This window comes from Paenibacillus alkaliterrae, assembly GCF_021532375.1.
GTDB classification, from domain to species: Bacteria; Bacillota; Bacilli; order Paenibacillales; family Paenibacillaceae; genus Pristimantibacillus; species Pristimantibacillus alkaliterrae.
Window position 1 is genome coordinate 1 of the sequence record NZ_JAKGAP010000059.1, and the last position, 26,584, is coordinate 26,584.

Here is a 26,584-nt window from a genome sequence, read left to right on the forward strand (position 1 = left end):
ACACCCTTGCTCTTGGCTAGTGGTTGGCAACTACAAGCCCCCACAGTGGACTTTCACCACCTAGTTAATCGCCATGCGTGGCGCACACAAAAAAACACCCCGGTACAGGGGTGTTTTGTGAGTCCGAATGTATAGTTACTTTAGAAGCTGCTGTACAAACTGATTTACTAGTTTACCATCAGCGCGTCCCTTTGTTTTAGGCAAAAGGGCACTCATAACTTTTCCCATATCGGCTTTGGAAGAAGCACCGAGTTCATGGATGGTCTGCGTCACTATCTCTTGAATCTCTTCTTCAGTCAGCTGTTCGGGAAGGTAACGACTAATAATTTCAATTTCCACAACAAGATCCGCAACTAAATCATCACGGCCGGCTTTTTTAAATTCTTGGAGGGAATCTTTACGTTGTTTGATTTCGCGACTCAAGATATCAAGCACTTCATTATCGTCCAAGGGACGCTTGAGATCGATTTCCAAGTTTTTCACTGACGCGCGCATCATACGAATAACGCTTAGTTTAAACTTGTCCTGAATCTTCATGGCTTGCTTCATATCGTCGGTCAATCTTTCGCTCAGGTTCATTATGGAAGGATCCTCCTAAAACTTTCTCTTACGCGCAGCCTCAGACTTTTTCTTGCGCTTTACACTTGGCTTTTCATAATGCTTGCGTTTTTTCACCTCAGCTAGAACTCCATCTTTAGCGATGGAACGTTTAAAGCGGCGAAGCGCAGCATCGATAGTTTCGTTTTTGCGAACTTTAGTTTCAGACACCAGTTTTCCCTCCCTCCGAAACAGACCGTCCAGAGCTAATACACGGTTTATCAAATTTCATTATATGTCAAACTAAAAGGCAGTGTCAACTTTGGATATCTCCCAATAATGGAGAAAGTTTTGCGCCTCCCAGCAAATGAAGATGAAGGTGATAAACAACTTGTCCTCCGTCTTTGTTTACATTATTCACTAGGCGATATCCAGATTCCGCAATTCCATGTTCCTTCGCAATTTGACGCGCCACTGCGAACATTTCCGCGATAAGCGGACCGTCCTCTTCCGTTACGTCATTCATTGTAGGGATATGTTTTTTGGGAATGATTAATATATGTACGGGAGCAGCAGGCTGAATGTCGTTGAAAGCAAGTATTCTCTCATTCTCGAATACTTTTTTCGAAGGAATGGCACCTTCAATTATTTTGCAAAAAATGCAGTCCATAAGGTTCACCCCCTTTTCCGTTCTCCTCCTCTTATCATAACGAAAAAAAAGATCGCCGTCCAACAAGCATATACGCCGGCGGGCAGACAGCTCCTGTCAGCCAACCGGCGTACGAGAAATTCTAGAAATAAGGCAGCAAAGATAAGGCTAATAATGCGGAAAGCGGGAACACCCGACGCACAAAGCGTCTGCGTGGAAAGTATGGATAAGGGTAAATCGGATAACCGTACGGCGGGTAACCGAATGACGGGTAACCGAATTGCGGAAGAAACGCCCTGTTATCCCCTTCGTTCATCCCGCATGGTACAGCTAAGCATACGACCTCGTCGTCCACGTGCTCAAGGAATCCGTCGCAGCACCAGCCGTCATGCGTTTGCGCCAACACATAGCGGTGCTTATGATTTTCGCACAATTGTTTCATTTGCTGTTGATCTAAAACCGGATTTTCCATTTTATCTCCTCCTGTCAATTTATCATATTCACAGGTAGGCATTTGGCTACTGCTTTCTGCGATGAAAATGCGCTACTTGGCAGCATGCGCTTCGAGCTGCTCCTTCACATGCTGTTGCAGTTGATCAACAAGCTCAATCCAACCCGGTCCGCTGGACAGACGGATAACGGCAATGCGATTGTCACCGATGTTTGAATTAAAACCGCTCATTACGCCGGCCATTTTCTCCAAGGATGCTTTCAGTGAAAGCAAATATGCCTGATCTTCGTCGTTCAAAAGCCCCGAATAGCTGCCGATCGTTTGCAGAGCTGAATCGACATTTTTGACATAGGTTAATGTATGTTCAACATTCACTCCATCCTTACTTTCAGCCAGCCGTTCCGCTTCCGCGACTAATTCCACGAATTTAGACCCTTTCATTGAAGCTTTGCCTGCAAGGAACTTTGCTTCCTGCCGATCTTCGAGCCGCTCGCTTTGCACGAGCGCATCGACCTGTCGAAGCAGCTCCTCGAAATAAAGTCTGGTTTCTATTGCCGCTGCATAAATGGTTTGTCCGGCTTTAAATTTATTGTCCTGCCGATGCTGAAGAAATTGCGAGTAAAGAAATACGTTGCCGATTAAACTAAACACTAGTATAACAAGCGTAATCGGCAGTGCGATGGAGCGTTTGCCTGTTTGTTGTGGCTCCAACCCCCTAGCCTCCTTCTTTGCTGGAATTCGATTTGTTAAGCTGTACCGACTGTCCGCCGTCGAAGAAAAAGACATGGCTCTCATCTATTTTCCTTTTAAGAACGGACTCGACCGCTTCCGCGTACAGCTCAAGCTGAAAGCGGTGACGCTCAGCCGCCGCTTCCCATTGGTTCATCATAATACGGTCTGTTTTGTAATCGAGCAGCACGATTCCCTTTTTATCTTCAAATAGACAATCGATCACGCCTTGAATCAAAATGGGCTCTGCAGCAAGCGTTACATCCGATTGCGGATATACGCGGTTAGCGGGAAACATGCAACTGAAAGGCACTTCTCGCCGTACCCAGTCAGCACTCAGCATGCGCTGCCCCAGCTCGCTTCTGAAGAACGCAGCGACCGCACCTAAATCAATAACTTGTGACTGCTTTACTGTCAATATGCGTCTTTCAATCATGCGGTCAATCGTCTGCTTTAGTTTCTCTTCATCCGGAGCTTCCGCTAAGGATACATGCTGCATGAGCAAGTGATTAACGGAACCCTTCTCCGCAGGGGTGAGGGAAACCTCCTCCATAAATGCGGGACGGCGCAAACGGAACGTATAGCCGCAAGGTGAAGGTTCTGTCTGTCCCGTCTTGTAGAGCCCAGGCTCTTTTTGTCCTCGAAGCTCCTCCAATGGAATGGCATCCTCGGGCGGTTCCGCATGCAATCTTTTCATTTCGGTAACAGACGTTTTCGCCGCAAGCGAAGCTGCCGTATGATAACGGTATTGCCATTCCAGGCGGGTGCGGAGTTCTTCATCCTGTTCAGTATTCTCCAGCAGAGACAGCGATGTTACGGCTTGTAATCGCTCTTGCATATCTGAATCCGGTTGATCCGCTTTCTCTAGCGCGGCTGCTGCATCTATTCCGAATAGGGAGGCGGGAACGATGCCCGCCTCCCATTGCGGACCGTTGCTTGTCACATCTGTCAGCCTCTCTCGTTCCGCCATCTGCCTTGCGGCAAGCGGGCCAAGCCAATCGATGAAGGACCGCGCGGATGCTACGCGAAAATCAGGCAGTCTTCCATGCGCATCGATAGACGAAAGCCAGCGCTTCAGCTTTTTAACCGCATCTGAAACGGTTCCGACTAGAAACATTTTCTCTTTAGGCCGTGTAAGGGCAACATACAATATACGCATTTCCTCGGCCAGCATTTCCATACGCATCGCTCTTCTTATCGAAAGATAAGGAAGCGTAGGATAGCTGATGCGTAACGACGGATCTACAAATAGGGGACCGAAGCCTAGCTGCTTATGCTTCAAGAAAGCACTGCGGATATCCTGCTGATTAAACAGCTTTCCTAATCCGGCAACAAATACAACCGGAAATTCAAGTCCTTTGCTTTTGTGTATCGACATGATGCGAACGACGTCCTCCTGCTCCCCGAGCGCTCTTGCCGTTCCCAAATCGCCGCCGCTTTCGCGCATCCGTTCGATGAACCGAAGGAAGCGGAACAATCCGCGGAACGAAGTGGACTCGTATTGTCTGGCACGATCGTGGAGTGCGCGCAAATTCGCTTGGCGCTGCGTACCGCCGGGCAGCCCCCCGACGAAATCATAGTAGCCGGTCTCACGGTAAATTTCCCAAATCAAATTCGCTAATGATCCTTGCCGCGCCTCATTCCGCCAACGATCTAGGCTTTCGAGGAATAGAGATAGCTTTCCGCGCGATTCTTCCGCCATAAACAAATCTCCTGCCGCATGAAGCACGGCATCGTAATAGGAAGCTTTCGCAGACAGAATCCGAATACGAGCCAAGTCCTCCGCATCAAGCGCAAATAAAGGAGATCGAAGTGCGGCAGCCAACGGTATATCCTGATACGGATTATCGATAATACGCAGCAGCGAAAGCATCGTCTCCACTTCTACCGCATCGAAATATCCGCTGCTAAGCTCCGCATAAGCCGGAATGCCATTCGATTGCAGCTCTTCTATGATGATTGGCGCCCACTGCTGCGTTGCCCGCAGCAAAATAACGACGTCTCTCCACTGTAACGGCCTGCTTTCCCGGCGTTTGGCGTCGTAAACCTGGTAACCCCTATCAATAAGCGAACGAAGCTGCTGTGCAACCCAACGCGCCTCCAACTGCGCCGTCTTCAGCTCCGCTGCGGATTCCGCAGCGGAACTATTTTCTGTTAGCTGGCCATCCTCGTTTTGCTCCGTTAAATCCGCGTCTTCGCTTCCTTCTTCATCGCCCTCGTCCGCATCCGCTTTGTTCAACACGGCGAACTCGACTTGGCAGCTCTCTGCCGGTACGGGAATCGGGTAGGATGCCCCGCAAACGAGCTCGGCGCGTTTGTCATAATTCATTTCCGCCACATTCTCACGCATAATCGAACGGAAAACGGCATTAACGCCATCCACAACCTCCGAACGACTGCGGAAGTTACGAGCCAAATCGATTCGCAAGCCGTTAGCGAAAATATCCTCCGCTTGTCCGGCAGTGTCTTGCCTGGATAAATATGATTTGTATTTTTGCAGGAAAAGCTTCGGCTCGGCGAGGCGGAACCGGTAAATACTTTGCTTGACGTCACCTACCATGAAGCGATTCCCTGCTCCGGGACGCTCGATCAATGAAACGATCGCTTCCTGAACCATATTCGTGTCCTGATATTCATCAAGCAATATTTCATCGAATTGCTGCTGAAACTCAAGCGCGGCCACCGAAGGGATCAAGCCGCCCGGCGTCGAGGACGGGTCACGCAGTATACGTAAGCAATAATGCTCCAGATCTCCAAAATCAAGCAAACCTTTGGCGCGCTTTGCCGCTTCGTAGCCTTGCCCGAATTCAACGACCAGCTCCGCCAGCGCTTTCATAAGCGGCGCCAACTCTTGGAGTTCCTCCAAAAACTGCTCGGCCGTCCGGCCAAACAGCTCGTCGGCTAGAGTAGTAATCCATTTTTTGGCGCTGTCCCGCAGCTCCTTGGCCTGCTCCTGCAGAGACTTATCGTATTCATCGCCGCGCATCGCCTTCAGCTTGCCGAATTGAATCGACTGAAATGGTCCTATCCATGTCTCCCACGGCGACGTATGGACCATTTCAGAAAGGCCGTTTACGAGTTGCAGATCCTCGTCAAAGCTAGCTTCATACGGTGCCGGTCCTGAAGGCTGCCGCGTCAGCTCGAGCGCTTGGCGCAGCAGCGAGGCCGCTCCCTCCAGCGCAAGCTGGATATCCATTTGCAGGCTTTTAACCCAATCACTGCTTTGCAGTTGCTCCACGTTATCGATACCGAAAGCATTCGCCGTCTCCCGAAGCCAATGCTCCGGCCAAGGATGGCTTTGCGAGAAATCATATAGCTGCTGCACGAGACGGTAAAGCGGCTCGTCCCCCCGCTCGCCCCCATAGCGGTCTGCAAGGCGCAGAAACGCCCCTTCATCCCCGGCACCCTCGTACTTCTGTTCAAACAACTGATCCAGCACATCCAGCCGCATAAGCTCGCTCTCCGTCTCATTCGCGATCCGAAAGCCGGGATCAAGTCCGATCAACGGATAGTAGCGCCTTATGACATCGAGGCAGAAGGAGTGCAGCGTCGTAATCGAAGCCCGGTTCATCAGTGCGAGCTGACGGCGCAAATGCTCCGAATCCGGCTGCCGTTCGAGTTCCTTCTCGAGAGCAAGCCTGATCCGATCCTTCATCTCGGCAGCCGCTGCCTTCGTAAAAGTAGCAACGAGCAAGCGATCGACATCGGCATGAGCCGATATTTTGCGAATGATCCGTTCGACGAGAACGGCCGTTTTGCCTGATCCGGCAGCAGCTGCGACGAGTATATTGGATCCGCTAGTAACGATGGCATCCCATTGATCGTCTGTCCATGTCGAATTATCCGGCTTTGGCGAATCCATTGCAGTGTGCATTCCCCCTTACCCCTCCTCTAGCTGCTGCCAAATTTGTTCCTTGGAATGCTTGTTCAGCTTCCTGTATTCATTCCCTTCGAATTGTACGTCGAACTGGCAAACCGCTTTGTAATCGCAAAATTGACAAGGCGATTTGGCGCCAATGCGGTAAGGCTCTATCGACACTTCGCCTGCCTGTATGGAGCTGCCGATACGGGCAATCGTATTTCTGACGGAATGGCGCAGCACGTCCCATTGTTCATTCGTCACGACCGAGGAGCTGCTGTAAAAGCTTCCGTCGCGCTTTAACGCTACGGGCAGAAGCTCCGAATATCCGGTGTCAAGCTCATCGTCCATTAAATGCACCGTATCGGCATCGGCAGTTACGAGTCCTCGCATTTTGAAGCGTTTCAGCAATTTATTATTAACCTCTGAAGGATGGATACTGTTCGTTAGCACCATAAGCGGATTATGAACATGAAAATATAAAACGCCTGCCGGGGATGCCTGCTGCCCAAGCCATTCCGATGCATGCGTTACGAGCACATCGAGATAGGTGAGCATTTGCAAGGAAAGCCCATATGCAACCTCCTCGAGCCGCAGCTGCGTCGAGCTCGATTTATAGTCCATAACGCGCAGCAGCAAGCCTTGCTCCGACTCCGCCGCATCGACTCGGTCAATTCTGCCGATGATCTCCATTTCTCCGCCGCCCGGGAGTGGAATCCGAAGTGACGGAAGCGTTCCTCCGGGACCAAAATCGACTTCCGTCCCAACTGGATGAAACTTCGCCCTTCTTGCATGCTCCCCAAGCATAAGAGCGGCCTGCCCGACAATCTCCTTCAGCTTGCGGGCAATATATTGAAATCTGCTGCTGCTCAGCAAAATTTGAGATTGAAGCTTCGGCGCAAGCTCATCGACTGTCATGGAGGCGGCAGCCTTCAGTTCGGAGGCGGGCATCTGCCCCCATCGCTGACCCAAACTAACAGCCAGTCTGCTCAAAGCGGCATGGAAGAGCTGACCTACGTCCGGCGCCTCCAACCGGTACAGCTTCCGTTCGCGCAGCTTCAAACCATGAATGGCAAAATGCTGAAACGGGCAGGATACGAAACGTTCTATGCGCGACACGCTAACTTGAAGCCTGGCGCCAAATAATTGCCTTGCGGTGCTCTTCGTTAAAAACGGCTCCTGATTCACGTAGGTTAGCGAGCCGGTCAGCAACTGAAGCTTATGCTGCCATTCCGGACGCACGGCAAACCAATTATAAATATCCCACCAAAAGGGAGCGATTGAAGCCCCCTGTCTCCATTTTCGGATGGCGGCAATCAAGTACGACAAGGTACTGCCCGGCTGGGAAACGAACATTCTTTGTTCCGCAACAGGCAGGCCAGGTGTCGGCTCAGCCGGAGCGCTTTGGACCGGAATACCGGGAAACAGCTGACGCAAATTTCGTACGATTTCGGATGGCAGCAGGCTTTTTCCTTCCTCGTCGGCCTGCGCCCAGCTAAGCCACAAATGACGGCTTGGCGTCGTTAACGCGTTATAAATCATGAAGCGCTCGTCCAGCAAACGGCGACGGACGCCCGGAGCCATGACAAGTCCAACCTCTGCAAGCTGTTCCCGCTCCGCTTCCGTTAAAATGCCGTCTTCCTTCACCCGCATCGGCATGATGCCATCATTCGCGCCAAGTACGTAGCAAACCTGTACGTAACCTGATCTCGTTCGATCCATGCTGCCTATTAATACTTGATCAAGCGCCGGCGGTACCGCAGCCAGCTTAAAGCTGTCAAGCCCCGCTTCTACCATGCCGGCGAACAATTCCGGCGATACCGCTTGATCCCCCGCTAATTCGACTAATTGGTCGAGCAGTTGCATGACGCTGTCCCACAGCTGTCGATGACTTCTTGCGCGCTGCGTTTCGCCTGCCTCCATATCCTGCAAACTCCACCGTTCCAGCCGGTCGGCCGCGTCTGATTGTTCAAGCAGACGATACAGCGCCGCGCACATGGACTGAACATCGTTTGCATTCTTCAACGCATCGCCGAAGCGACGCAGGGGCGATACGACCGCCTCTCTAGCCGCAAGCACGATTTCGAATTCACGCTGCGCCTTTTCGTTAACGGCGGTTTCAATTTCAGTATCGTCATCGAGCGACGCGGGTACTAACGGGTGCCAGCGCCGCTTATCCAGCCACTTCCAGCCGTCGATACCAGCTGCCAGCGCGAAGTTCTCGAGCAGATCGAACCATTCCCGCGGAAAACTGTCGTCTGCCTTATACAGCATCTCTGTTTTGACGCATCGAAACACTGCATCATAACGCCAGCCAAACAATACGGTCTCCATTGCGGAGCGAATAAACTCAACTAAAGGATGATGAACGGCCTTCTCTTTCTGATCGACAAAAAACGGAATGCCGTAATCGGCGAAAATAAGAGCGATATAATCGGTATAATCCTCCGCGTTGCGGACCATCACGGCAACATCCCGCCAGCGAAGCCCATCCTTTTGCGCTCTGCGGACGATATCGCGCGCTGCTGCTTCGACCTCAGCACGCCGATTAGCCGCCGCATGCAGCGAAACGCCGCAACCGGGATGCTGCAGCTCCAGCAGCTTCTGATCCGGGATCAGCATCGGAATTCGATCATTGTAATGCTTTTCCAAATGCGCCAGCATAGGACTTTCCTTAAATCTAGCAACCCATTCGCTGTCAAGCACAATGGGAGACAATACCTCAGCCTCTTGGTTTGCAGCCAGCCCCATCAATTTGATATACGTTTCAGCGGTGGGGTGGAATAGCTCCAGCTCATGCGGCTGCTCTCCCGGCTCATAAATACGGTTAAGTGTAAGAGTGACGGTTACCTTCGCATCCGAGGTGGCCAATGCGCCAAGCGCTTCAAACTCGGCAGGCGTAAAGCCGTAGAAACCGTCGACCCAAATCTGCGCTCCTTGCATAGCGGCAGCGTTTGTGAAACCATTTTGCAAATAATGCAAATAATCCTCGGCATCGATATATGAACCTGCGAGCTCCTGCTCCATATGACTGTATATAAGCTGCAAATCATGCAGCTTTCGCTTTAATAAAGTAGAGTGGTCTGTCCCGGAACCGACGACGCTTTGTTTTTCCTGAAGCAGTTCCGCGTCGATGCCGTACCGCTTCCACTCCGTTATGAGCTCGGCCAATCTATCGATAAAACCCGGCTGCTCTGCTCCGCTTTGAAACAGCTCAAGCTGCTGGCCTAACCGATGGACGATCTTATACAGCAGCATTTGCTTGCCGGTATCTCCAATGGGGACAAGGGCCGTGCCGCCCGTCTCCTGCATGACCCGAAAGGCCAGCCTGCGGAAGCTTAGCGCCTGCGCCCTGATCGTACCGTGCAAGCCGCTATTTTGGAGAAGCGCATATTCCGTTTGAAAGGTAGCCTGCTCCGGAACTAACATAATGAGCGGCGGACCGTCCGGCTGCTCGTGCAGCTGTCGTCTTATTTCATCCATGCAATAAGACGTTTTACCGGTTCCCGACCGGCCGATGACAAAGCGGAGCGACATGTGCAACTCTCCCGTCTGTGCAAGATAACCAGCTTATTTGCTTCTGACTTCAAATATGGCGAACTTCAAATAATGACCTTCATTTACGCCTAACAGCTGAGGATGATCCTTTCCCGCCGCTCGCCACTCTACCAACCGCAGCAGCTTTCCTGCATCGGTTGCCGCTTCTTGAATCGTCTCGAGAAATAATGCAGGCTGCATATGGTACGAGCAGCTTGCCGTGACCAAGTACCCGCCTTCATTAACGAGCTTTAGCCCTTGCAGATTAATATCTTTATAGCCTCTGCACGCTCCTGCTACCGCACTCTTCGTTTTGGCAAACGCCGGTGGATCAAGAATAACGACATCCCAAGTTCGTCCAGCCGAGCCTTCCAGCTTCTTTGAGGTATCGACGCCTCCTAAACCGCGCTGCTTGCGCTCGTCCAATCCCTTCACCTGCGCCCGCAAATATTCGAACGCGTCGGCAACGACAAATTCAACCCGGTCCAAGAACCCGTTTCGCTCCACATTACGCTTTGCCGTTTCTATCGCATGCTCGGAAACATCGAGGCAGGTCACCTTTTTGGCCCCGTATTTGCAGGCATGCAGCGTGAAGCTGCCCGTATGCGCGAAACATTCCAGAACGGAAGCGCCGTCCCAATACGGGAAGGCAACGATTTTGCCGTTTGAATTGACCGGTACAAGATCGGCGGCGGATGCGCTAACGGAAACTGAGGCAAAACCTGCCTCTGCCTCCGCACGGTTAACCATCCGAATTCCGCTGCGTCCTCCCCAACCGGTCATTAGAGGAGCTATAGAGGCGCGATTCTCCCGTTGATCAAAGAAATAGCCTGTCTTTTGTCCTTCGACGATATCGACCTCAAGCTTCAAGCCGTTTTCTTCGATCTCGAGGATTTGCGGACACTCTCCGTACAGTACGCCAGTCCGCTCCTCAAGTCCCTCTAGCAAACGGACGCTCACATCGCTGCGTTCGTATATGCCGCGCGGAGCAAATACCTCTATCAATGCATCTATTAACGCGTCGCGTCTCATGTCGATGCCCAGCGTTAGAAGCTGCAGCACCAGCACATCATTGAAACGATCCACCACAAGCCCCGGCAAAAAATCGGCCTCTCCATAAACAAGGCGGCAATCGGCGTCAGGCACGAACCGGCGGCGATGCTCCTGGCATTGGCGTAAACGAGTCCGGAAAAATGCGGCATCCATCGCTTCAATCGGCTCGTAAGCTGTAATCCGTACCGTAATTTGCGACTTCGGGTTCCAATAGCCGGTCGCCAAATAACGACCTTGGTGATTAACGACATCGACCAGGTCTCCTGGCTGAGCCTCCCCCTCCAGTCGTTCTATTTCAGTTGCATACACCCACGGATGTCCTTGTTCCAGTCTTTTTTTCCTTGCTTTTAATAACCAAATTTTCGGTTTGCTCACGTTTACTCTCGTCCCCTCTATGTACGGCATGTCATGCTTGTCTCAATTTCCGCATATGTATACATACAAACGAACCTTTTGCAAATAAAAAAGGAGACCGTCCTATGTTTCAAACGATTCTCATTCCTATGCTGCTTGGATTCGCTGTGTTTCTTTGCGGCATGAAGCTAATGGAGCTATCACTGCACCGTCTTGCAGGGCCTTATTTAACGGGTATTTTAGAGCGTATGACGGCTACTCCCGTTCACGGACTCGCTGTCGGAACCGTTACGACCGCTTTTCTCCAAAGCAGCACGGCCGTTACCGTCATTGCAATCGGAATGGTTAATGCGAAACTGCTCACTTTCCCGAGAACGCTGGGCATTATTTTGGGCACGAATATCGGAACCTGTATAACAACCGAGCTGATCGGACTCCATTTAAACAAGCTGGCTGTCCCTTTACTAATCGTATCGGTAGGTTTATGGCTTTTGACGGCTCTGCTTGGCGAAATGCGTTTTATTCCTGTATTAGGCAAAATAAAATGGCTTTCTTCAATTCGGTTCGCAGCAATCGCTCTTTGCGGCTTCGCTTTGCTTCTGACTGGAATGACAATGATGCAGGCAGTCGGTCCAGCTGTCCAGCAAAGCGAGATGTTCGGCTGGTTTTTAGCGAAAGCTGACGAAAACCTGTGGTGGGGACTGGCTGCAGGCGCAATCCTAACGGCCGCCGTCCACAGCAGCGCAGCTGTTATCGGTATTATAATGGGTTTTGTCTCTATTGGTGCTATGCCTATTGAGCTTGGAATTGCAGTCGTGCTTGGCGCTAATGTCGGCACTTGCGCAACAGCATTTCTCGCATCCATCGGTGGTTCGAAGGCAGGGCTATATGTAGCATACTCCCACATCGCCCTAAACTTAGGCGGTGCGTTATTATTCATGCCTTTCATCGGAGAGCTGTCCGTTTTGTCCGCTTCGATCTCCTCATCGCCTGCTGGTCAAATCGCTCACTCTCAAACGATATTCAACATTTTGAGCTCATTACTTGCTTTGCCGTTATGCTATTTGAGAGCCTTGCGAAGGCTGGATCCGGTTTCTTAATGCTATTATACTTGAATGCCAAGCAGTTGAAGCGCTCCCGCTACGATTCGATGGTTATTGTCGTAGCCGGATTGCTTCTGGCGCTTCCAAGCCTCCAGCGGATCAAACCAATCTACGCCCCGAATTTCCTCTATCTGCGCTTGCAGCGAGCCTCCTACGGCTTCAACTAAATAATAATGCACCTCTTTATCCACCTTGCCGAGTGCATCATGCTCATATTGATATTTAATTTGATCAATCGGCGCGATGATCATCCCTACAAGCCCTGTTTCCTCGGCTATTTCCCGCAGTGCGGTCTGTTCGATCGTTTCGCCGGCCTCCATCTTCCCCTTCGGCAACGATACCTTGCCGTATCGATCCTGGATAAGCTGAATTTGCAGCTTTCCTTCCTCGGTATGGCGGTATACGACGCCGCCTGCTGAAATTTCTTTCATAAGAAGCACCTCCTTGCAACAATTAATGAATAGTATATGCAACAAAGGATTCCTCCATCTATTCCAAAAGTGGAATCGATAAGCAAAGGAATCCTCCGCATTCGTCTAAGCTTTAATTAGGCTCTGATGGCTTTCGGGCGTTCCAGCACAAAACTGTGCAATTCAAAACCCTCTTCCCGGACAGTCTGTCCGTCAAGTACGCGAACCAGCTTGCCGCGGCATTCATTAACGCCAGCCTCTGTAATCTTAACCCGGCACAACTGGCCGACAAGCGCTTCCGAGCCATCAAACACAACTTGGATATAGTTGTCGGTATAACCCATAACCATACCCGTGCCCGGCGCACCCTTATAATCGCGCTCCGGAATGACGTCGAGCACCTGTCCTACATATTTCTTCGCGTATTGCAGCTGCATCTTCTCGGACAAGTCGATCAGCTTATGGACGCGTTCGTTCTTCAATTCTTCTTCCACCTGCTCATCCATACGTGCAGCCGGCGTTCCTGTCCGTTTGGAATAAGGGAAAACATGCATTTCTGCAAACTGAAGCTCCTCCATGAAACGGTAGCCGCTTTCGAACATTTCCTCCGTCTCGCCGGGGAAGCCGACAATGACGTCCGTCGTTATTGCAACGCCGGGCATAGCCTCGTGTAGTCTCTTTATTTTTGCAGCAAATTGTTCGGTCGTATATTTACGACGCATCCGTTTCAATACGGAATTTTCTCCCGCCTGAAGCGGAATATGAAGATGGCGGCACATTTTGCTGGAGCGGTTAAGCACATCGATCATCGCATCATCAATCTGGCTCGCTTCTATGGAGCTGATTCTTATCCGTTCCAGCCCTTCTACCTTGTCCAAATCCCACAGTAAGCTGGTCAAATTATAATTTTCCATATCATCGCCGTAACCGCCGGTATGAATACCCGTCAAAACAATTTCCTTATAGCCGGAAGCGACAAGCTGCTTCGCCTGCTCGAGCACGCTTTGCGGGGCGCGGCTGCGGGATAATCCGCGCGACCATGGAATGATGCAGAACGTACAGAAGTTGTTGCAGCCCTCCTGAATTTTCAAGAAAGCGCGTGTCCGCTCGGAGAAGTCAGGCACGTCAAGCTCTTCGAAGTCACGCGTCTTCATAATGTTTCGAACGGCATTGACCGGTTTACGGTCGCCTTGAATCTGATTAACGAACGTCATGATTTTCTCGCGGTCCTGCGTTCCGATGACGAGATCGACACCTTCAATCGCCATAATTTCCGCAGGCGAAGTCTGGGCATAGCAGCCCGTAACCGCAATGACCGCATCCGGATTTCTACGAACGGCGCGCCTTATGATTTGTCTGCTTTTCTTATCCCCCGTATTCGTTACCGTACATGTATTAATTAAATAAACGTCAGCAGTCGATTCGAAATCGACCTGCTCGTAGCCTTCGTTTTTGAAAAGCTGCCAAATCGCTTCCGTGTCGTAGAAGTTTACTTTGCAGCCTAACGTATAAAATGCAACCGTCGGCATGAAGATCACGCTCCTCCCATTTCACCTGATTCGTATAGTAAGCAGGTTAATCCTACAATACCCGCCGTTTCTGTTCTCAAAATCCGCTTGCCCAGGCCGATAGGCACGGCACCTGCAGCTTCCGCCTCTGTCGCTTCGCGCTCCGTAAAGCCGCCTTCCGATCCAACGATCAGCAAAACACTGGGCGGCTCGACAGCTTCTGATTGCCCATTCCGCCTGGTCCACTCCCGCACCGCGGTGCGTATACCGTTCCCATGTGCGGCATCGCCTTCACGCTCATAGCAAAACAAAGCCAAATCGTAACAATCGACCAGCTTCAGCAGCTCGCGCCAGCTATGCACGTTTTCTATCTCGGGAATCCAATTCCGATGAGACTGCTCTGCCGCTTCCTTCGCTATTTTGCTCCAGCGCTCGATCCGTTTTGCTTCCTTCTTGCCGTCATATTGGACAATCGTGCGCTCGGACTCAAAGGGAATGAAGGAATAGGCTCCGATTTCGGTACCCTTCTGAATAACGAGCTCCATCTTGTCCCCTTTAGGCAAGCTTTGAGCAATCGAAATAGACCATCTCGGCTCGCTGTCATTCGGCAGCATATGAACAATATCAGCTTTAATTACCAGGGGTGTAGCCTCACGTACCGCGACAAGAGCAGTTCTTGACGCTCCATCGCTGACGATAAACTTGTCGCCCGGCTTCGTACGCATCACCCGGACGGCATGATGGGCGTCCTCGCCAATTATGCGGATATGGGAATCATGAAACTGCTCTGCCGCTACAAAATATCGTTGCATCGTTGTTTTCTAACCACCCTTAAACAAATTCCAATCATCATAATATCATGTATTACTCCAAAAAATCTATGAAAAACCGTTGCCATTCGAAATTGGGCAACCATCAATTATGATTAAACCGGCCTTATAGAAAAATACTGTAAGCAAGCGATAATGTATTTGTCGCCATCGCATTTCCCAAGCTTAATATTGGATCTAAAGTTACTCTTCTGAGTGGCGGAATAAATACGATAAGCAGGAAGATAAACATTCCCCACTGTACGTTTTGATCCATCTTATACCTTATTTTAAGCGGCATAAGATCGGATATAATGCGATAACCATCAAGCGGAGGTAAAGGGATCAGGTTAAATACAAATAACAAAAAGTTAAATGATATAAAGTAGCTGAAGAACCGCTCAACCGCCATGCTTACGCCAATAGAAGCCCCTTCCAGAACGCCTGTAGCATGAAGGGCCACAAAAACAAAAACGCCGATCGTACCGATTAGCAAATTACTTAGCGGGCCCACCGCAGTTACAATAATACTCATTAATCTCGGGCTTCTGAATTTACTCGGATTTACCGGTACAGGCTTCGCCCACCCGAATCCGGCGATGAGAATGAGTAATGTGCCTAGAACATCTAAATGGACGCGCGGATTCAATGTCACACGTCCAGCTAAATAAGCAGTATCGTCCCCAAACTTATACGCACTATAGGCATGAGCGAACTCATGCACAGTGAATGCGATAATTAGAGCTAACGCTATAAATGGCAAATCCTCCAGAGGAAATCTCAAAAAACTTTGAAAATCCATTAAACCACCTGCGGCTTTCTCGCAACGAATGCGATCCATTCCTCATCGCGGCGCTTCTCCACAATTTCAAAGCCGGAGCGAACTAAGCCTTCTTCCACATCGGTTTCTTTGTTTTTGTACACGCCAGAAGCGATATATATACCATTAGGCTTAAGCGCTGCATACACATCGCCAACAAACAACAAAATAATTTCTGCCAATATATTTGCAACAACGAGATCAACCGGCAAGGTTACAGCAAGCGCTTTGTCGATTTCACCAGTTGTATCCTCTTTGAGCACACCCAGCAAGTCGCTTAGTCTAACTTCGACCTCACCCGAAAGCTCGTTAAGCTTCACGTTTTCGGTGGCACTTGATACCGCAATCGGGTCAAGGTCCAGCGCAAGCACGCTCTTCGCTCCTAAACGACAAGCCCCAATCGCCAAAATGCCTGAGCCCGTTCCAACGTCAATCACTTCTTCTCCGCCGCGAATGACAGATTCCAGCGTCTGCAAGCAAAGGGCGGTCGTCGGATGAGTCCCCGTTCCGAAGGCCATCCCCGGATCCAGCTCAATTATGCGTTCATTCGGAGCTGCCTCATATTTCTCCCAAGTAGGCTTGATGGTCAGCGTATCAGACACACGGATCGGTTTAAAGTATTGCTTCCAAGCCGTCGCCCAGTCCTCGTCATCTACAACAGCGGCTGAGTATGTCACGGCTCCCGGATCAATATCAAATTCACGAAGTTCCTCCACGCGCGGCTTCAATGCATCAATCAACACATCAGTGTTTGTTTCCTCCGTGAAATAGCCCTTAATTATGGCTTGCCCTTCAGGTATATCATTAAGCGGCAGCTCATACCATTGTCCGAGCGACGTATCGCGCGGCTTGTTCAGCGTACCTGATTCTTCAATGGATACGCCGCCGGCTCCCATCTCATGCAAAAAGTTCGATATCATCTCCTGCGCCTCTTCGGTCGTAGAGATCGTTAGTTCATACCATTTCATACGTAATATCCTCCAATGCTGAAAACCTAACATCTATTGTACACCAGAGTAGTCCCTTTGCACAAAAAATAGTGCTCCTGGACCAAAAAAAAAAAGCGAGCCTGCTAGCATAACGCTCGCAGGCTCCCCGAATCAATCCATCCTTAAATCCGTACTGCCGCCAATCTGATGAATGAGATGCAAGGCACGGTCGGCTACTGCCTCGTCGACAGTAGCTGTCAACAAACCGCTCTCAATCAGCCCATTTACTTCGAAAGCCCGGAGCGCCTGCAACTTATGCCAAGCTTCCTGAGTCGCGTTTTCGCCTTCGAAGGTTGCTTTAATTTCAATCTGACCCATAGTGGTCCTCCTCCAAGGTATGCGCAGCATACCAGCTCATTATAAGCTTAAGCTAAGGTTTGCGGAGCAAGTCTGCTTCAGCTTTATTGCTGCTCATTACGTCGGTCCGCGGCTGCGGCACGCTCAGCTGCCTTGCGGTCTGCTTCGTCCGCAAGCTCCTCGGAAAACTCAACATCCTCGTTTTTTCCAATCGGCAGCTCGGCAAAGTTTTGATTCTCCAAATCGTTTTTATCAGCCATCGTAATAATCCCTCCAAAGGTTGAATGATACATCGTTTTACTACCCGCATAGAATATGTTTGTCCGGTGAGATCTATACAGTCTCATTAAGAAAAAAAAGGCGTTCCGCGTTAGTCACCGCGGAACGCCTTTTTCATACGTTCAAATATGGATTCATGATGCTCGTTATCTTGCCCGTTCGAAGAATCGCTGCTTAACCCGCCAAATTGACGCAGAAGCTCTTTCTGGTTATCCGTAAGGCTGGTAGGCGTTACAATCGTTACCTTTACATGCTGATCGCCTTGCCCATAGCCGCGCAGCTTCGGCACGCCTTTCCCTTTTAGACGGAAATACGTTCCCGTCTGCGTCCCCGAAGGAATCTTCAGCTTCACTTTCTCCGTTAACGTAGGAATCTCAATCTCGTCACCAAGCGCTGCTTGAACGAAATTCAGCGGAACCTCGCAGTAAATATCGTCGCCTTCGCGCTCGAAAAATTCATGCGATTTCACGCGGATGACGATATATAAATCGCCGGCCGGACCGCCGCGCAGACCGCCTTCGCCCTCGCCGGACATACGGATTTGTGCGCCGTCATCCACGCCTGCCGGAATGCGAACCTTAATTTTACGTTGGCGCTTTACTTTGCCAGCGCCGTGGCAAGTACCGCATTTGTCTTTAATAATCCGTCCCGTCCCGCTGCAATTCGTACACGCTCGGCGGTTGACCATACGACCGAATGGCGTATTTTGCACAACCTCCTGCTGCCCGCTGCCCTTACATACCGAACAGGCTTCCGGTTTCGTACCCGGCTTTGCTCCATTGCCATGACAGGTATCGCATGTCTCCGTACGGGGAATCGTAATTTCGGTTTCCTTCCCGAATACCGCTTCCTTGAACTCAACCGTCATCGTATATTGCAAATCGTTGCCGCGCTGCGGCGCATTAGGATCACGCCGGCCGCCTCCGCCGCCGAAGAACATATCAAAAATATCGCCGAAGCCGCCGCCGAAGTCTGCACCGCCGCCGCCGCCCATGCCTTGATTCGGATCAACATGCCCGAACCGGTCATAAGTCGAGCGTTTGCCGTCGTCGCTCAGCACGTCATAGGCTTCTTTCACTTCCTTGAACTTGGATTCAGCGTCAGCTTCCTTGTTCACGTCAGGATGATATTGCCTTGCCAATTTACGGTATGATTTCTTTATATCATCTGCCGAGGCATCCTTGCCTACGCCAAGCACCTCATAATAATCACGTTTATCTGCCACCTGTTCTCACCTCCGCTATATTATATGTTCGTAAGCGCATAAGCGCACGAAAGGAGGTCAAAGCCAGGTAGCGCCTGTCTTTGACCTCTCGCCCGCTACACTTTATTTCTTATCGTCAACGACCTCGTAATCCGCATCGACTACGTTGTCCTTCCCTCTCGCTTGGCCCGCTTCAGGCTCAGCGCCTTCAGCCGCTTGCGCTTCTTGAGCAGCCTGCTCATAAAGCTTCACGGAAAGCTGCTGTACGATTTGCGTCAGCTCTTCAGAAGCTGCATTGATTTGCTCCAGATCGTCAGTCGCAAGAGCTGCAACTACTTTCTCCTTTGCAGCATTCGCCTTCTCGATCTCGGAAGGATCTACTTTATCGCCTAGATCTTTGATCGTTTTGTCAACGGAGTAGACCAATTGGTCAGCGCTGTTCTTGGCTTCAACAAGATCGCGGCGTTTGCGGTCCTCTTCGGCGTTCAGCTCAGCGTCCTTCATCATTTGCTCGATTTCTTGCTCGCTCAAGCCGCTCGAGGAAGTAATCGTAATTTTTTGGCTCTTGCCAGTCCCTTTATCCAGAGCAGAAACGTTAACGATACCGTTCGCATCTATATCGAATGTAACTTCGATTTGCGGCACGCCGCGCGGAGCAAGAGGAATATCGCTAAGTGTAAAACGGCCCAGCGTTTTGTTGCCGTTCGCCATCGAGCGCTCGCCCTGCAATACGTGAATTTCAACGCCAGGTTGATTATCCGCGTAAGTCGAGAAGACTTGCGATTTGCTTGTTGGAATCGTTGTATTGCGATCGATCATTTTCGTGAATACGCCGCCTGCCGTCTCGATACCAAGCGACAATGGAGTAACGTCAAGCAATACGACATCCTTAACGTCGCCCGTCAATACGCCGGCTTGAACGGCGGCGCCCAAAGCAACTACTTCGTCCGGATTTACGCCTTTATGCGGATCTTTACCGATCAACTTTTTGACAGCCTCTTGAACAGCAGGAATACGAGTCGAACCTCCGACAAGAACAACTTTATCGATGTCGCCAGGAGACATTCCGGCATCGCTCAGCGCTTGACGGGTTGGTCCAAGCGTGCGCTCAACCAAAGAGACGGCAAGCTCTTCGAATTTCGCACGGGTAAGGCTCATTTCCAAATGCTGGGGAACGCCGTCTACCATCGTGATAAACGGTAGGGAGATCGCCGAAGTCAATACGCCGGAAAGTTCTTTTTTCGCTTTTTCAGCAGCATCCTTCAAACGTTGAACAGCCGCTTTATCTTTGGAAAGGTCAATGCCTTGATCCTTTTTGAACTCGTTAACGAGGTGGTCGATGATCACTTGGTCGAAATCGTCGCCGCCTAATTTGTTGTCTCCGCTAGTCGCTTTAACTTCAAAGAAGCCGTCGCCAAGCTCGAGGATCGATACGTCAAACGTACCGCCGCCAAGGTCATAAACGAGGATTGTTTGATCTTCTGTTTTCTCAAGCCCGTATGCTAGTGCTGCAGCAGTCGGCTCATTGACGATACGAAGCACTTCAAGACCGGCGATTTTACCGGCATCCTTCGTCGCCTGGCGTTGGCTGTCGTTGAAATAGGCAGGAACGGTAATAACCGCTTGCGTTACCGTTTGACCCAAATAGGCTTCTGCATCAGCTTTCAGCTTTTGCAGGATAATAGCGGAAATCTCTTGCGGCGTATACTCTTTGTCATCGATTTTTTCTTTGTGATTCGTACCGATATGGCGTTTGATCGAGCTGATCGTACGATCCGGGTTCGTGATCGCTTGGCGCTTTGCCGTTTCACCGACAACGCGTTCTCCATCCTTCTTAAAGCCGACAACCGATGGTGTTGTGCGGTTTCCCTCCGGGTTTGGAATGACGACGGCTTCGCCGCCCTCCATTACTGCTACGCAAGAGTTCGTTGTACCAAGGTCAATACCGATTACTTTACTCATCGCTTAGTTCCTCCTCAATTTTTCAAAAAGATGTTTTCATTTATCGGTTGATCTATCTATTATGAAGTCATTGCATTCAGCCGCTTACTTTGACCATAGCAGGACGCAGAACCTTATCCTTCAGGATATAGCCCTTCTGCACTTCCTCCACAACAATGCCTTCCTCATGCTCATCAGATTCGACCTGCATAATAGCTTGATGGAATTCAGGATTAAAAGGCTCGCCTACAACCTTCATGGCTTTAAGCCCTTCTTGCTCCAAGGTTTGCTCCAGCTGACGGAAAATCATATCGACGCCTTTGGCCAGCGATTCGAAATCACCGTTTAACGTTGCAGCGGCAACAGCACGCTCAAAATTATCAACAACCGGCAACAGCTGGCCGATCAGCTTCATCGAAGCATATTGCCTCAGCTCTTCCTTTTCCTTTTGTGTACGACGGCGGAAATTGTCAAAATCAGCTTGTGCCCGTAAGTATCGTTGCCCGTACTCTTCAGCCTGCTTCACAAGCTCCGCGTAACGGTCATCCTCGCCGTTTTCTTCCAATACGGCCTCTTCGGCGGCTTGCGCGTCTTGCCCGTCAGCCATTACCTCTTCTTCCGTTTCGACTGCTTCATTTTGTTGTTCTTTTGTACTCATGCAATCACCTCCTTTAAAGTTTTGCATAGCAAAACGAGCTTCGTAAGCATCTGCCAATAATCATTTATACCAACGGCTCAAATGACTCGCCATATCCTTCGATATGAGATCCAAGAGGCTAATGACTTTACCGTATTCCATACGCGTTGGTCCCAAAATGCCGATCGTCCCAAGCGACTGACCGTCAATGGCATAGGTTGCCGTAATGATGCTGCAATCGCTGATCGCCTTGTGGTCATTCTCTGTTCCAATCCGCACTTGTATACCTGAAGGAAGACCGGAAAACATTTTCATTATGGTCGGAGTCTCGTCAAGCAAATCCAAAATTGTTTTCACTTTGTCGACGTCCTTGAATTCCGGCTGCGTCAGCATGTTGGTCGTTCCGCTTAAGAAGAGCCGGTGCTCATCTTCATTCTGAAGCGCGTGATCCAGCACCTGCAGCAGCTGCTCGTAGTGATCGACATGCCGTTCAAGCTCTTGCCCGATTTCTGTATAAAGCTTCGACCGCAGCCGAACTAACGGCACGCCGACCAGCTTCGTGTTCAAAATATTTACGACCTTCTCCATGTCTTCCATTTTGAGGCCAGACGGTATAGAAATCGTCCGATTCTCTACATGTCCCGTATTCGTCACAATAATTGCGACCGCAGAGCTTTGATCGAGCGGCACGAGTCCAAAATGCTTCAGAGATGTACTGAACGTTTCCGGCCCCAGCAAAATAGAGGTATAATTCGTCAAATTCGACAAAATCAACGCTGTATGCTGAATAACCTGCTCCATCTGATTCATCTTTTCCGTAACGAAAGAACGTACCATGCCGATATCATTTTCATCGACTTCGTTAAGTTTTACTAAATGGTCTACATAATACCTGTAACCCTTCGTAGAAGGAACGCGACCGGCTGACGTGTGCGGCTGCTCAAGAAAACCGAGCTCCTCCAAATCCGACATTTCATTGCGAATCGTGGCCGGACTAAAGCCTACATCTCCGCGTTTCGAAATGCTTCGTGATCCGACCGGTTCAGCCGAGCGAATATAATCATCCACGATTGCATGCAAAATCATCCGTTGTCGTTCCGTAAGCATTCGAAAACCCCCTTAGAAATTTGGATTGCCGTCCTTCGATTACCTCTCGTTAGCACTCAATCGATTCGAGTGCTAATCATTAATACAAAAATACCAAACCAGCTCGACGATTGTCAAGTCGGTTCGGTATTTTTAGTCCAGCATTTTTAGTACGGCTATCTCATCGCAGGCGAGCTGCTTCGGACAGTTGACGCAATCCTTCCATACTTTCTCGGGGAAGATTTCCTTATCTACGACCTTGAAGCCATTTTTCTCGAAGAAGGATACCGCGTACGTTAATGCCATAATTTTCGGAATACGCTGCTCTCTTGCTTCTTCTATTAAGGCTTCGACCAGCTTGCTTCCGATTCCGAGTCCCTTGTAGCCCTCGGACATTCCAAGGGAACGTATTTCAACCAATTCCTGTCCCAATCTCGTCAAGGAGCCGCAGCCGACAACCTCGTCTCCAATTTCCGCTACGACGAAGGAATCTATCGTGTATGCCAGCGCTTCCCGAGTGCGAGGCAGCATAATGCCTTTTTCTGCATAACCTTTAATTAATTGAAATAAAGTCCCGATATCATCCGATGTCGCTTTTCTGCATACGACCTGCAATGCCTGCATTAGTGCCTTCGCCTCCACCCGGTGCAAGTTCAAAATCAATATGAATAAATATACAACAATACGAATTTATTCTCAAGAGAATTTTAGCCGGTGTGATCGATAAACGCTCCGAACACTTCATTACCGAGAAGTACCCCTTTATCCGTCAATCGATAGATCGTATCCTTCTCCGTTTTTTCCATCTCCAACAATCCTTCACACAACAGTTTATGGATGACCTTACCGAACTTATTCTCCAGCAACTGACCTTCGAACTGATCAGAGAAACGCGAAGCAGGCACTCCCTCGAGAAGGCGTAAACCGACCATCATCAGATCCTCCATCGCTTCATCCACAGACACCTCGAATGTTTCCAGACGGGGCAGCTTATGAGCGGCAGCTTCTATATAAGGCGTAATGCCCTTCAGATTGACGTGGCGCATACGATTGGCGTAACCGTGTGCGCCTGCGCCCAAACCGTAATACGGCTCATTGCGCCAGTAAGTCGAGTTGTGGCGGCTCTCATAGCCGGGCTTCGCAAAGTTGCTTATTTCGTAATGCGCATATCCGTTCGACTTCAGCATTTCCATTAGAAGGATAAACATATTGAACTCCTCCTCCTCAGGAGGAAGCGGAAGCTCGTTGCGCTCGTACAGCTTATGGAACAATGTATTTTCTTCTACCTTCAAGCTATATATCGAATAATGCGGGAGCTCGAGCGCCATCGCCCGGTTAACGCTGTCGGCCAGATGCTGTACCGTTTGACCGGGCAAGCCGAACATGAGATCGATCGACAAATTCGAAAATCCGACCGAACGGGCATTTTCCAAGCTGCGATAAACATCGTCTGCGCTGTGGATGCGGCCGATCGTTTCCAGCAAGCCGTTATCGAAAGACTGAACGCCGAAGCTGATTCGATTCGCGCCGCCCGCCTTCATGGCAGCCAGCTTATCGATATCCGTTGTCCCCGGATTGGCCTCCATCGTAAATTCTACATCGTCCGCAAGCGGAAAATAAGTACGGACAGCCTTCAAAAATCGCTCCATTTGCGTCGGCGTCAGCACGGTTGGCGTACCTCCGCCGACGAATACCGTATCGATAAGCTTTGGCGGCAGCTCGCTGACCGTTCGCTGCATTTCTTGCTCTAACGCATCCAAGTATTGATCAACCGGCTGTCCCTTAAGAACATAAGAGGTAAAATCGCAATAATGGCATTTATTTGTGCAAAACGGAATGTGTATATATAAAGCACGCGGTAATTGCAGCACACTCATCGCTGTCCCCTCCTAATTCTAAACTGATTTCAGAATAGCAAAGAGGGAGAGCTGCGCCCTCCCTCATCCTCTTAAGGTTTTTTAATCCTCGTCGATTTTGAGCACCGCCATGAACGCTTCCTGCGGCACCTCAACGCTACCTACCTGCTTCATCCGTTTCTTGCCTTCCTTCTGCTTCTCAAGCAGCTTCCGCTTCCGGCTAATGTCGCCGCCGTAGCATTTGGCAAGAACGTTCTTTCGCATCGCCTTAACCGTCTCGCGGGCAATAACCTTCGTACCGATCGAAGCCTGCACAGGCACCTCGAACATTTGACGCGGAATGAGCTCCTTCATCTTCTGGCAGATGACCCGTCCGCGCTGGTAAGCACGGTCGCGATGTACAATGACGGACAAAGCGTCGACTTGCTCGTTATTAAGCATAATATCCATTTTGACCAGATTCGATCTCCGATAGCCGGAAATCTCATAATCAAACGAAGCATAACCCTTCGTGCTCGACTTAAGCTGATCAAAGAAATCATAGACGATCTCAGACAAAGGAACCTGATACGTAATCGTAACGCGGTTGGTATCCAAATACTCCATATTCACGAATTCGCCGCGTTTGTTCTGGCAAAGCTCCATGATCGCTCCAACGTAATCGTTAGGCACGATAATGGCAGCTTTTACAAACGGCTCCTCGACGTAGTCAAGCTTGCCGGCCTCCGGATAATTCGACGGATTGTCGATCTCCAGCGCCTCGCCGTTAGTCAGCGTCACTTTGTAAATAACGCTTGGCGCGGTCGTAATGAGCGGAATGTTGAATTCGCGTTCGATACGCTCTTGAATAATTTCCATATGCAAAAGTCCAAGAAATCCACAGCGGAAGCCAAAGCCAAGCGCAGTTGACGATTCCGGTTCATAGCGGAGCGACGCATCGTTCAGCTCAAGCTTCTCCAGCGCTTCTCGCAAATCGTTGTAGTCTTGAGTCTCGATCGGATACAATCCGCAAAATACCATCGGGTTGATCTGACGATAGCCCGGCAGCCGTTCCGATGCAGGACGCTTAGCTTCCGTTACCGTGTCGCCGACTCGCGTATCCTTCACGTTCTTAATGCCTGCCACGATAAAGCCTACATCGCCAACCGCAAGCTCATTCACGATGGACATACGCGGCATGAAAGCACCGACTTCTATAACTTCAAATTCGGCCCCGGTTGCCATGAACCGAATTTTTTTGCCCGCTTTAATACTTCCGTCCATTACTCGAACGTAGACGATAACTCCTTTGTACGGATCATAATGAGAGTCGAAAATAAGCGCTTTAAGCGGCTCGTCCGGATCTCCCGCCGGAGCCGGCATTTTCGCAACGACCTGCTCCAAAATTTCTTTGATGCCGATGCCCGCTTTGGCGGATGCATGCACCGCATCGCTTGCATCAAGTCCGATAACGTCTTCGATTTCCTGCTTCACCCGCTCGGGCTCTGCGCTGGGCAAATCGATCTTATTAAGGACCGGCACGATTTCCAAATTGTTATCCAAAGCCAAATATACGTTAGCGAGAGTCTGAGCTTCAATACCTTGAGCAGCATCAACGACGAGCAACGCGCCTTCGCAGGCCGCGAGACTGCGTGAAACTTCGTATGTAAAGTCGACGTGTCCAGGTGTATCAATAAGATTCAGTATATACTCAACACCATCATCTGCACGATACGCTAAACGAACCGCTTGCAGTTTAATGGTAATCCCGCGTTCCCTCTCCAAATCCATTTGATCAAGAACCTGTTCTTGCATCTCACGGGATGACAAAGCACCTGTAAACTCCAAGATCCGGTCAGCAAGCGTGGATTTTCCGTGATCGATATGCGCGATAATGGAAAAATTTCTAATTCTCTTTTGTCGGTCACGTACGTCAGTCATGCCTAACCCCCACAATTCCCAATAATGCTAATCATTCCTCCTATTATATCAGTTTAGGGGACGACCAGCAATGTTCATTATCACTTGGTCAAGCCGTCGAATATCGATACGACGAAACGGATGCCCTCGCTTGACATGTTTTGCAGCAATCCGGATGTTGAATCGGCTATACGATTCACGGCAGGCTGCTCGGTCTCAAGCGGTACGCCGGGCAACCGTACATTTTCGCTTGGCAAATCCGCGACAGGCTCAGGTTTAAGGTTGTAAGCGTCATCGCTCATCGCTGCAAGCCGCTTGATCTCGGCAAGCTCCTTCTCAAGCTGGGCAATCTTTTGCTGCTGCTGATTAAGGGCATGGTCGGGTTCAGGATGAGCGGAAGGCTCCGGCTGCACGTTTTCGATATATTCGTTGCCCGCTTCGATCGGACCATAGATCTCTTCAATGCCCGAAGATGACATTTCGATCCCGTACATGACGATAATCGCCAACGCTCCCCCCAGCACCGTCCATTTTAACGCATTCCGTTTCATCGGCTCATCCATCCTTTCCAATCACG

Annotated in this window: 24 protein-coding genes; 1 reads left to right on the forward strand and 23 read right to left on the reverse strand. The window is 50.1% G+C overall.

Annotated elements, in window-relative coordinates:
* Positions 1–135: 135 nt before the first annotated feature.
* The 8 genes from L1N85_RS20620 to L1N85_RS20655 all read right to left on the reverse strand — a co-directional run bounded on the left by L1N85_RS20620 (position 136) and on the right by L1N85_RS20655 (position 11,190).
* Positions 136–579 (reverse strand): GatB/YqeY domain-containing protein, encoded by a 444-nt coding sequence (locus L1N85_RS20620; RefSeq protein WP_235240936.1) that lies wholly within the window; start codon positions 577–579, stop codon positions 136–138.
* Between the two features lie 15 nt (positions 580–594).
* On the reverse strand, positions 595–768 hold the full coding sequence (rpsU, locus tag L1N85_RS20625) for a 30S ribosomal protein S21 (protein WP_005547957.1): 174 nt from the start codon (positions 766–768) through the stop codon (positions 595–597).
* An 85-nt stretch (positions 769–853) separates the two neighbouring features.
* On the reverse strand, positions 854–1,207 hold the full coding sequence (locus tag L1N85_RS20630) for a histidine triad nucleotide-binding protein (protein WP_235240937.1): 354 nt from the start codon (positions 1,205–1,207) through the stop codon (positions 854–856).
* A 121-nt stretch (positions 1,208–1,328) separates the two neighbouring features.
* Positions 1,329–1,658 carry a hypothetical protein gene (locus L1N85_RS20635; RefSeq protein WP_235240938.1) on the reverse strand — a complete coding sequence of 110 codons (330 nt, stop codon included), beginning with the start codon at positions 1,656–1,658 and terminating at the stop codon, positions 1,329–1,331.
* Between the two features lie 72 nt (positions 1,659–1,730).
* The gene (locus L1N85_RS20640) at positions 1,731–2,348 is read right to left on the reverse strand and encodes a hypothetical protein (protein ID WP_235240939.1); all 618 of its coding nucleotides are present in this window, start codon (positions 2,346–2,348) and stop codon (positions 1,731–1,733) included.
* A gap of 4 nt (positions 2,349–2,352) precedes the next feature.
* On the reverse strand, positions 2,353–6,240 hold the full coding sequence (addA, locus tag L1N85_RS20645) for a helicase-exonuclease AddAB subunit AddA (RefSeq protein WP_235240940.1): 3,888 nt from the start codon (positions 6,238–6,240) through the stop codon (positions 2,353–2,355).
* 6 nt (positions 6,241–6,246) lie between these two features.
* Entirely contained in the window at positions 6,247–9,762 is a 3,516-nt protein-coding gene (gene addB / locus L1N85_RS20650; protein WP_235240941.1) for a helicase-exonuclease AddAB subunit AddB, read from the reverse strand.
* A gap of 33 nt (positions 9,763–9,795) precedes the next feature.
* Positions 9,796–11,190 (reverse strand): class I SAM-dependent rRNA methyltransferase, encoded by a 1,395-nt coding sequence (locus L1N85_RS20655; RefSeq protein WP_235240942.1) that lies wholly within the window; start codon positions 11,188–11,190, stop codon positions 9,796–9,798.
* Between the two features lie 104 nt (positions 11,191–11,294).
* Here L1N85_RS20655 and L1N85_RS20660 point away from each other — a divergent pair, with 104 nt between their 5' ends.
* Positions 11,295–12,269, forward strand: coding sequence for a Na/Pi cotransporter family protein (locus L1N85_RS20660; RefSeq protein ID WP_235240943.1), 975 nt, complete (start codon positions 11,295–11,297; stop codon positions 12,267–12,269).
* Between the two features lie 5 nt (positions 12,270–12,274).
* Here the strand turns inward: L1N85_RS20660 and L1N85_RS20665 are convergent, their stop codons facing one another.
* The 15 genes from L1N85_RS20665 to L1N85_RS20735 all read right to left on the reverse strand — a co-directional run bounded on the left by L1N85_RS20665 (position 12,275) and on the right by L1N85_RS20735 (position 26,558).
* Entirely contained in the window at positions 12,275–12,703 is a 429-nt protein-coding gene (locus tag L1N85_RS20665) for an NUDIX hydrolase (protein ID WP_235240944.1), read from the reverse strand.
* Positions 12,704–12,819: 116 nt separating this feature from the next.
* Positions 12,820–14,211 carry a tRNA (N(6)-L-threonylcarbamoyladenosine(37)-C(2))-methylthiotransferase MtaB gene (mtaB, locus tag L1N85_RS20670; RefSeq protein ID WP_235240945.1) on the reverse strand — a complete coding sequence of 464 codons (1,392 nt, stop codon included), beginning with the start codon at positions 14,209–14,211 and terminating at the stop codon, positions 12,820–12,822.
* A 5-nt stretch (positions 14,212–14,216) separates the two neighbouring features.
* Entirely contained in the window at positions 14,217–15,002 is a 786-nt protein-coding gene (locus L1N85_RS20675) for an RsmE family RNA methyltransferase (RefSeq protein ID WP_235240946.1), read from the reverse strand.
* Positions 15,003–15,126: 124 nt separating this feature from the next.
* The gene (locus L1N85_RS20680; protein WP_235240947.1) at positions 15,127–15,801 is read right to left on the reverse strand and encodes a site-2 protease family protein; all 675 of its coding nucleotides are present in this window, start codon (positions 15,799–15,801) and stop codon (positions 15,127–15,129) included.
* On the reverse strand, positions 15,801–16,787 hold the full coding sequence (gene prmA / locus L1N85_RS20685; RefSeq protein ID WP_235240948.1) for a 50S ribosomal protein L11 methyltransferase: 987 nt from the start codon (positions 16,785–16,787) through the stop codon (positions 15,801–15,803). The genes L1N85_RS20680 and prmA overlap by 1 nt, the downstream gene beginning before the upstream one ends.
* Positions 16,788–16,919: 132 nt before the next feature.
* Positions 16,920–17,126 (reverse strand): hypothetical protein, encoded by a 207-nt coding sequence (locus L1N85_RS20690; RefSeq protein ID WP_235240949.1) that lies wholly within the window; start codon positions 17,124–17,126, stop codon positions 16,920–16,922.
* Between the two features lie 83 nt (positions 17,127–17,209).
* Positions 17,210–17,365, reverse strand: coding sequence for a YfhD family protein (locus L1N85_RS20695; RefSeq protein ID WP_235240950.1), 156 nt, complete (start codon positions 17,363–17,365; stop codon positions 17,210–17,212).
* Between the two features lie 110 nt (positions 17,366–17,475).
* Complete coding sequence (dnaJ, locus tag L1N85_RS20700; protein ID WP_235240951.1) at positions 17,476–18,609, reverse strand: molecular chaperone DnaJ; 1,134 nt, start codon at positions 18,607–18,609, stop codon at positions 17,476–17,478.
* 102 nt (positions 18,610–18,711) lie between these two features.
* Positions 18,712–20,550 (reverse strand): molecular chaperone DnaK, encoded by a 1,839-nt coding sequence (dnaK, locus tag L1N85_RS20705; protein ID WP_235240952.1) that lies wholly within the window; start codon positions 20,548–20,550, stop codon positions 18,712–18,714.
* 76 nt (positions 20,551–20,626) lie between these two features.
* On the reverse strand, positions 20,627–21,187 hold the full coding sequence (gene grpE / locus L1N85_RS20710) for a nucleotide exchange factor GrpE (protein ID WP_235240953.1): 561 nt from the start codon (positions 21,185–21,187) through the stop codon (positions 20,627–20,629).
* A gap of 60 nt (positions 21,188–21,247) precedes the next feature.
* Complete coding sequence (gene hrcA, locus L1N85_RS20715) at positions 21,248–22,273, reverse strand: heat-inducible transcriptional repressor HrcA (RefSeq protein WP_235240954.1); 1,026 nt, start codon at positions 22,271–22,273, stop codon at positions 21,248–21,250.
* 132 nt (positions 22,274–22,405) lie between these two features.
* Positions 22,406–22,876, reverse strand: coding sequence for an N-acetyltransferase (locus L1N85_RS20720; protein WP_235240955.1), 471 nt, complete (start codon positions 22,874–22,876; stop codon positions 22,406–22,408).
* An 83-nt stretch (positions 22,877–22,959) separates the two neighbouring features.
* The gene (gene hemW / locus L1N85_RS20725; RefSeq protein ID WP_235240956.1) at positions 22,960–24,129 is read right to left on the reverse strand and encodes a radical SAM family heme chaperone HemW; all 1,170 of its coding nucleotides are present in this window, start codon (positions 24,127–24,129) and stop codon (positions 22,960–22,962) included.
* An 81-nt stretch (positions 24,130–24,210) separates the two neighbouring features.
* Complete coding sequence (lepA, locus tag L1N85_RS20730; RefSeq protein WP_235240957.1) at positions 24,211–26,028, reverse strand: translation elongation factor 4; 1,818 nt, start codon at positions 26,026–26,028, stop codon at positions 24,211–24,213.
* A gap of 80 nt (positions 26,029–26,108) precedes the next feature.
* Positions 26,109–26,558 (reverse strand): hypothetical protein, encoded by a 450-nt coding sequence (locus L1N85_RS20735; RefSeq protein ID WP_235240958.1) that lies wholly within the window; start codon positions 26,556–26,558, stop codon positions 26,109–26,111.
* Positions 26,559–26,584 lie beyond the last annotated feature (26 nt).

Bases quoted from the DNA above. Each gene is read 5' to 3' on its own strand.
- L1N85_RS20620 (WP_235240936.1), bottom strand. From the start codon at position 579: ATGAACCTGAGCGAAAGATTGACCGACGATATGAAGCAAGCCATGAAG.
- L1N85_RS20630 (WP_235240937.1), bottom strand. From the start codon at position 1,207: ATGGACTGCATTTTTTGCAAAATAATTGAAGGTGCCATTCCTTCGAAA.
- L1N85_RS20635 (WP_235240938.1), bottom strand. From the start codon at position 1,658: ATGGAAAATCCGGTTTTAGATCAACAGCAAATGAAACAATTGTGCGAA.
- addA (WP_235240940.1), bottom strand. From the start codon at position 6,240: ATGCACACTGCAATGGATTCGCCAAAGCCGGATAATTCGACATGGACA.
- addB (WP_235240941.1), bottom strand. From the start codon at position 9,762: ATGTCGCTCCGCTTTGTCATCGGCCGGTCGGGAACCGGTAAAACGTCT.
- L1N85_RS20660 (WP_235240943.1), top strand. From the start codon at position 11,295: ATGTTTCAAACGATTCTCATTCCTATGCTGCTTGGATTCGCTGTGTTT.
- L1N85_RS20665 (WP_235240944.1), bottom strand. From the start codon at position 12,703: ATGAAAGAAATTTCAGCAGGCGGCGTCGTATACCGCCATACCGAGGAA.
- mtaB (WP_235240945.1), bottom strand. From the start codon at position 14,211: ATGCCGACGGTTGCATTTTATACGTTAGGCTGCAAAGTAAACTTCTAC.
- L1N85_RS20675 (WP_235240946.1), bottom strand. From the start codon at position 15,002: ATGCAACGATATTTTGTAGCGGCAGAGCAGTTTCATGATTCCCATATC.
- L1N85_RS20680 (WP_235240947.1), bottom strand. From the start codon at position 15,801: ATGGATTTTCAAAGTTTTTTGAGATTTCCTCTGGAGGATTTGCCATTT.
- prmA (WP_235240948.1), bottom strand. From the start codon at position 16,787: ATGAAATGGTATGAACTAACGATCTCTACGACCGAAGAGGCGCAGGAG.
- L1N85_RS20690 (WP_235240949.1), bottom strand. From the start codon at position 17,126: ATGGGTCAGATTGAAATTAAAGCAACCTTCGAAGGCGAAAACGCGACT.
- L1N85_RS20695 (WP_235240950.1), bottom strand. From the start codon at position 17,365: ATGGCTGATAAAAACGATTTGGAGAATCAAAACTTTGCCGAGCTGCCG.
- dnaK (WP_235240952.1), bottom strand. From the start codon at position 20,550: ATGAGTAAAGTAATCGGTATTGACCTTGGTACAACGAACTCTTGCGTA.
- grpE (WP_235240953.1), bottom strand. From the start codon at position 21,187: ATGAGTACAAAAGAACAACAAAATGAAGCAGTCGAAACGGAAGAAGAG.
- hrcA (WP_235240954.1), bottom strand. From the start codon at position 22,273: ATGCTTACGGAACGACAACGGATGATTTTGCATGCAATCGTGGATGAT.
- L1N85_RS20720 (WP_235240955.1), bottom strand. From the start codon at position 22,876: ATGCAGGCATTGCAGGTCGTATGCAGAAAAGCGACATCGGATGATATC.
- hemW (WP_235240956.1), bottom strand. From the start codon at position 24,129: ATGAGTGTGCTGCAATTACCGCGTGCTTTATATATACACATTCCGTTT.
- lepA (WP_235240957.1), bottom strand. From the start codon at position 26,028: ATGACTGACGTACGTGACCGACAAAAGAGAATTAGAAATTTTTCCATT.
- L1N85_RS20735 (WP_235240958.1), bottom strand. From the start codon at position 26,558: ATGAAACGGAATGCGTTAAAATGGACGGTGCTGGGGGGAGCGTTGGCG.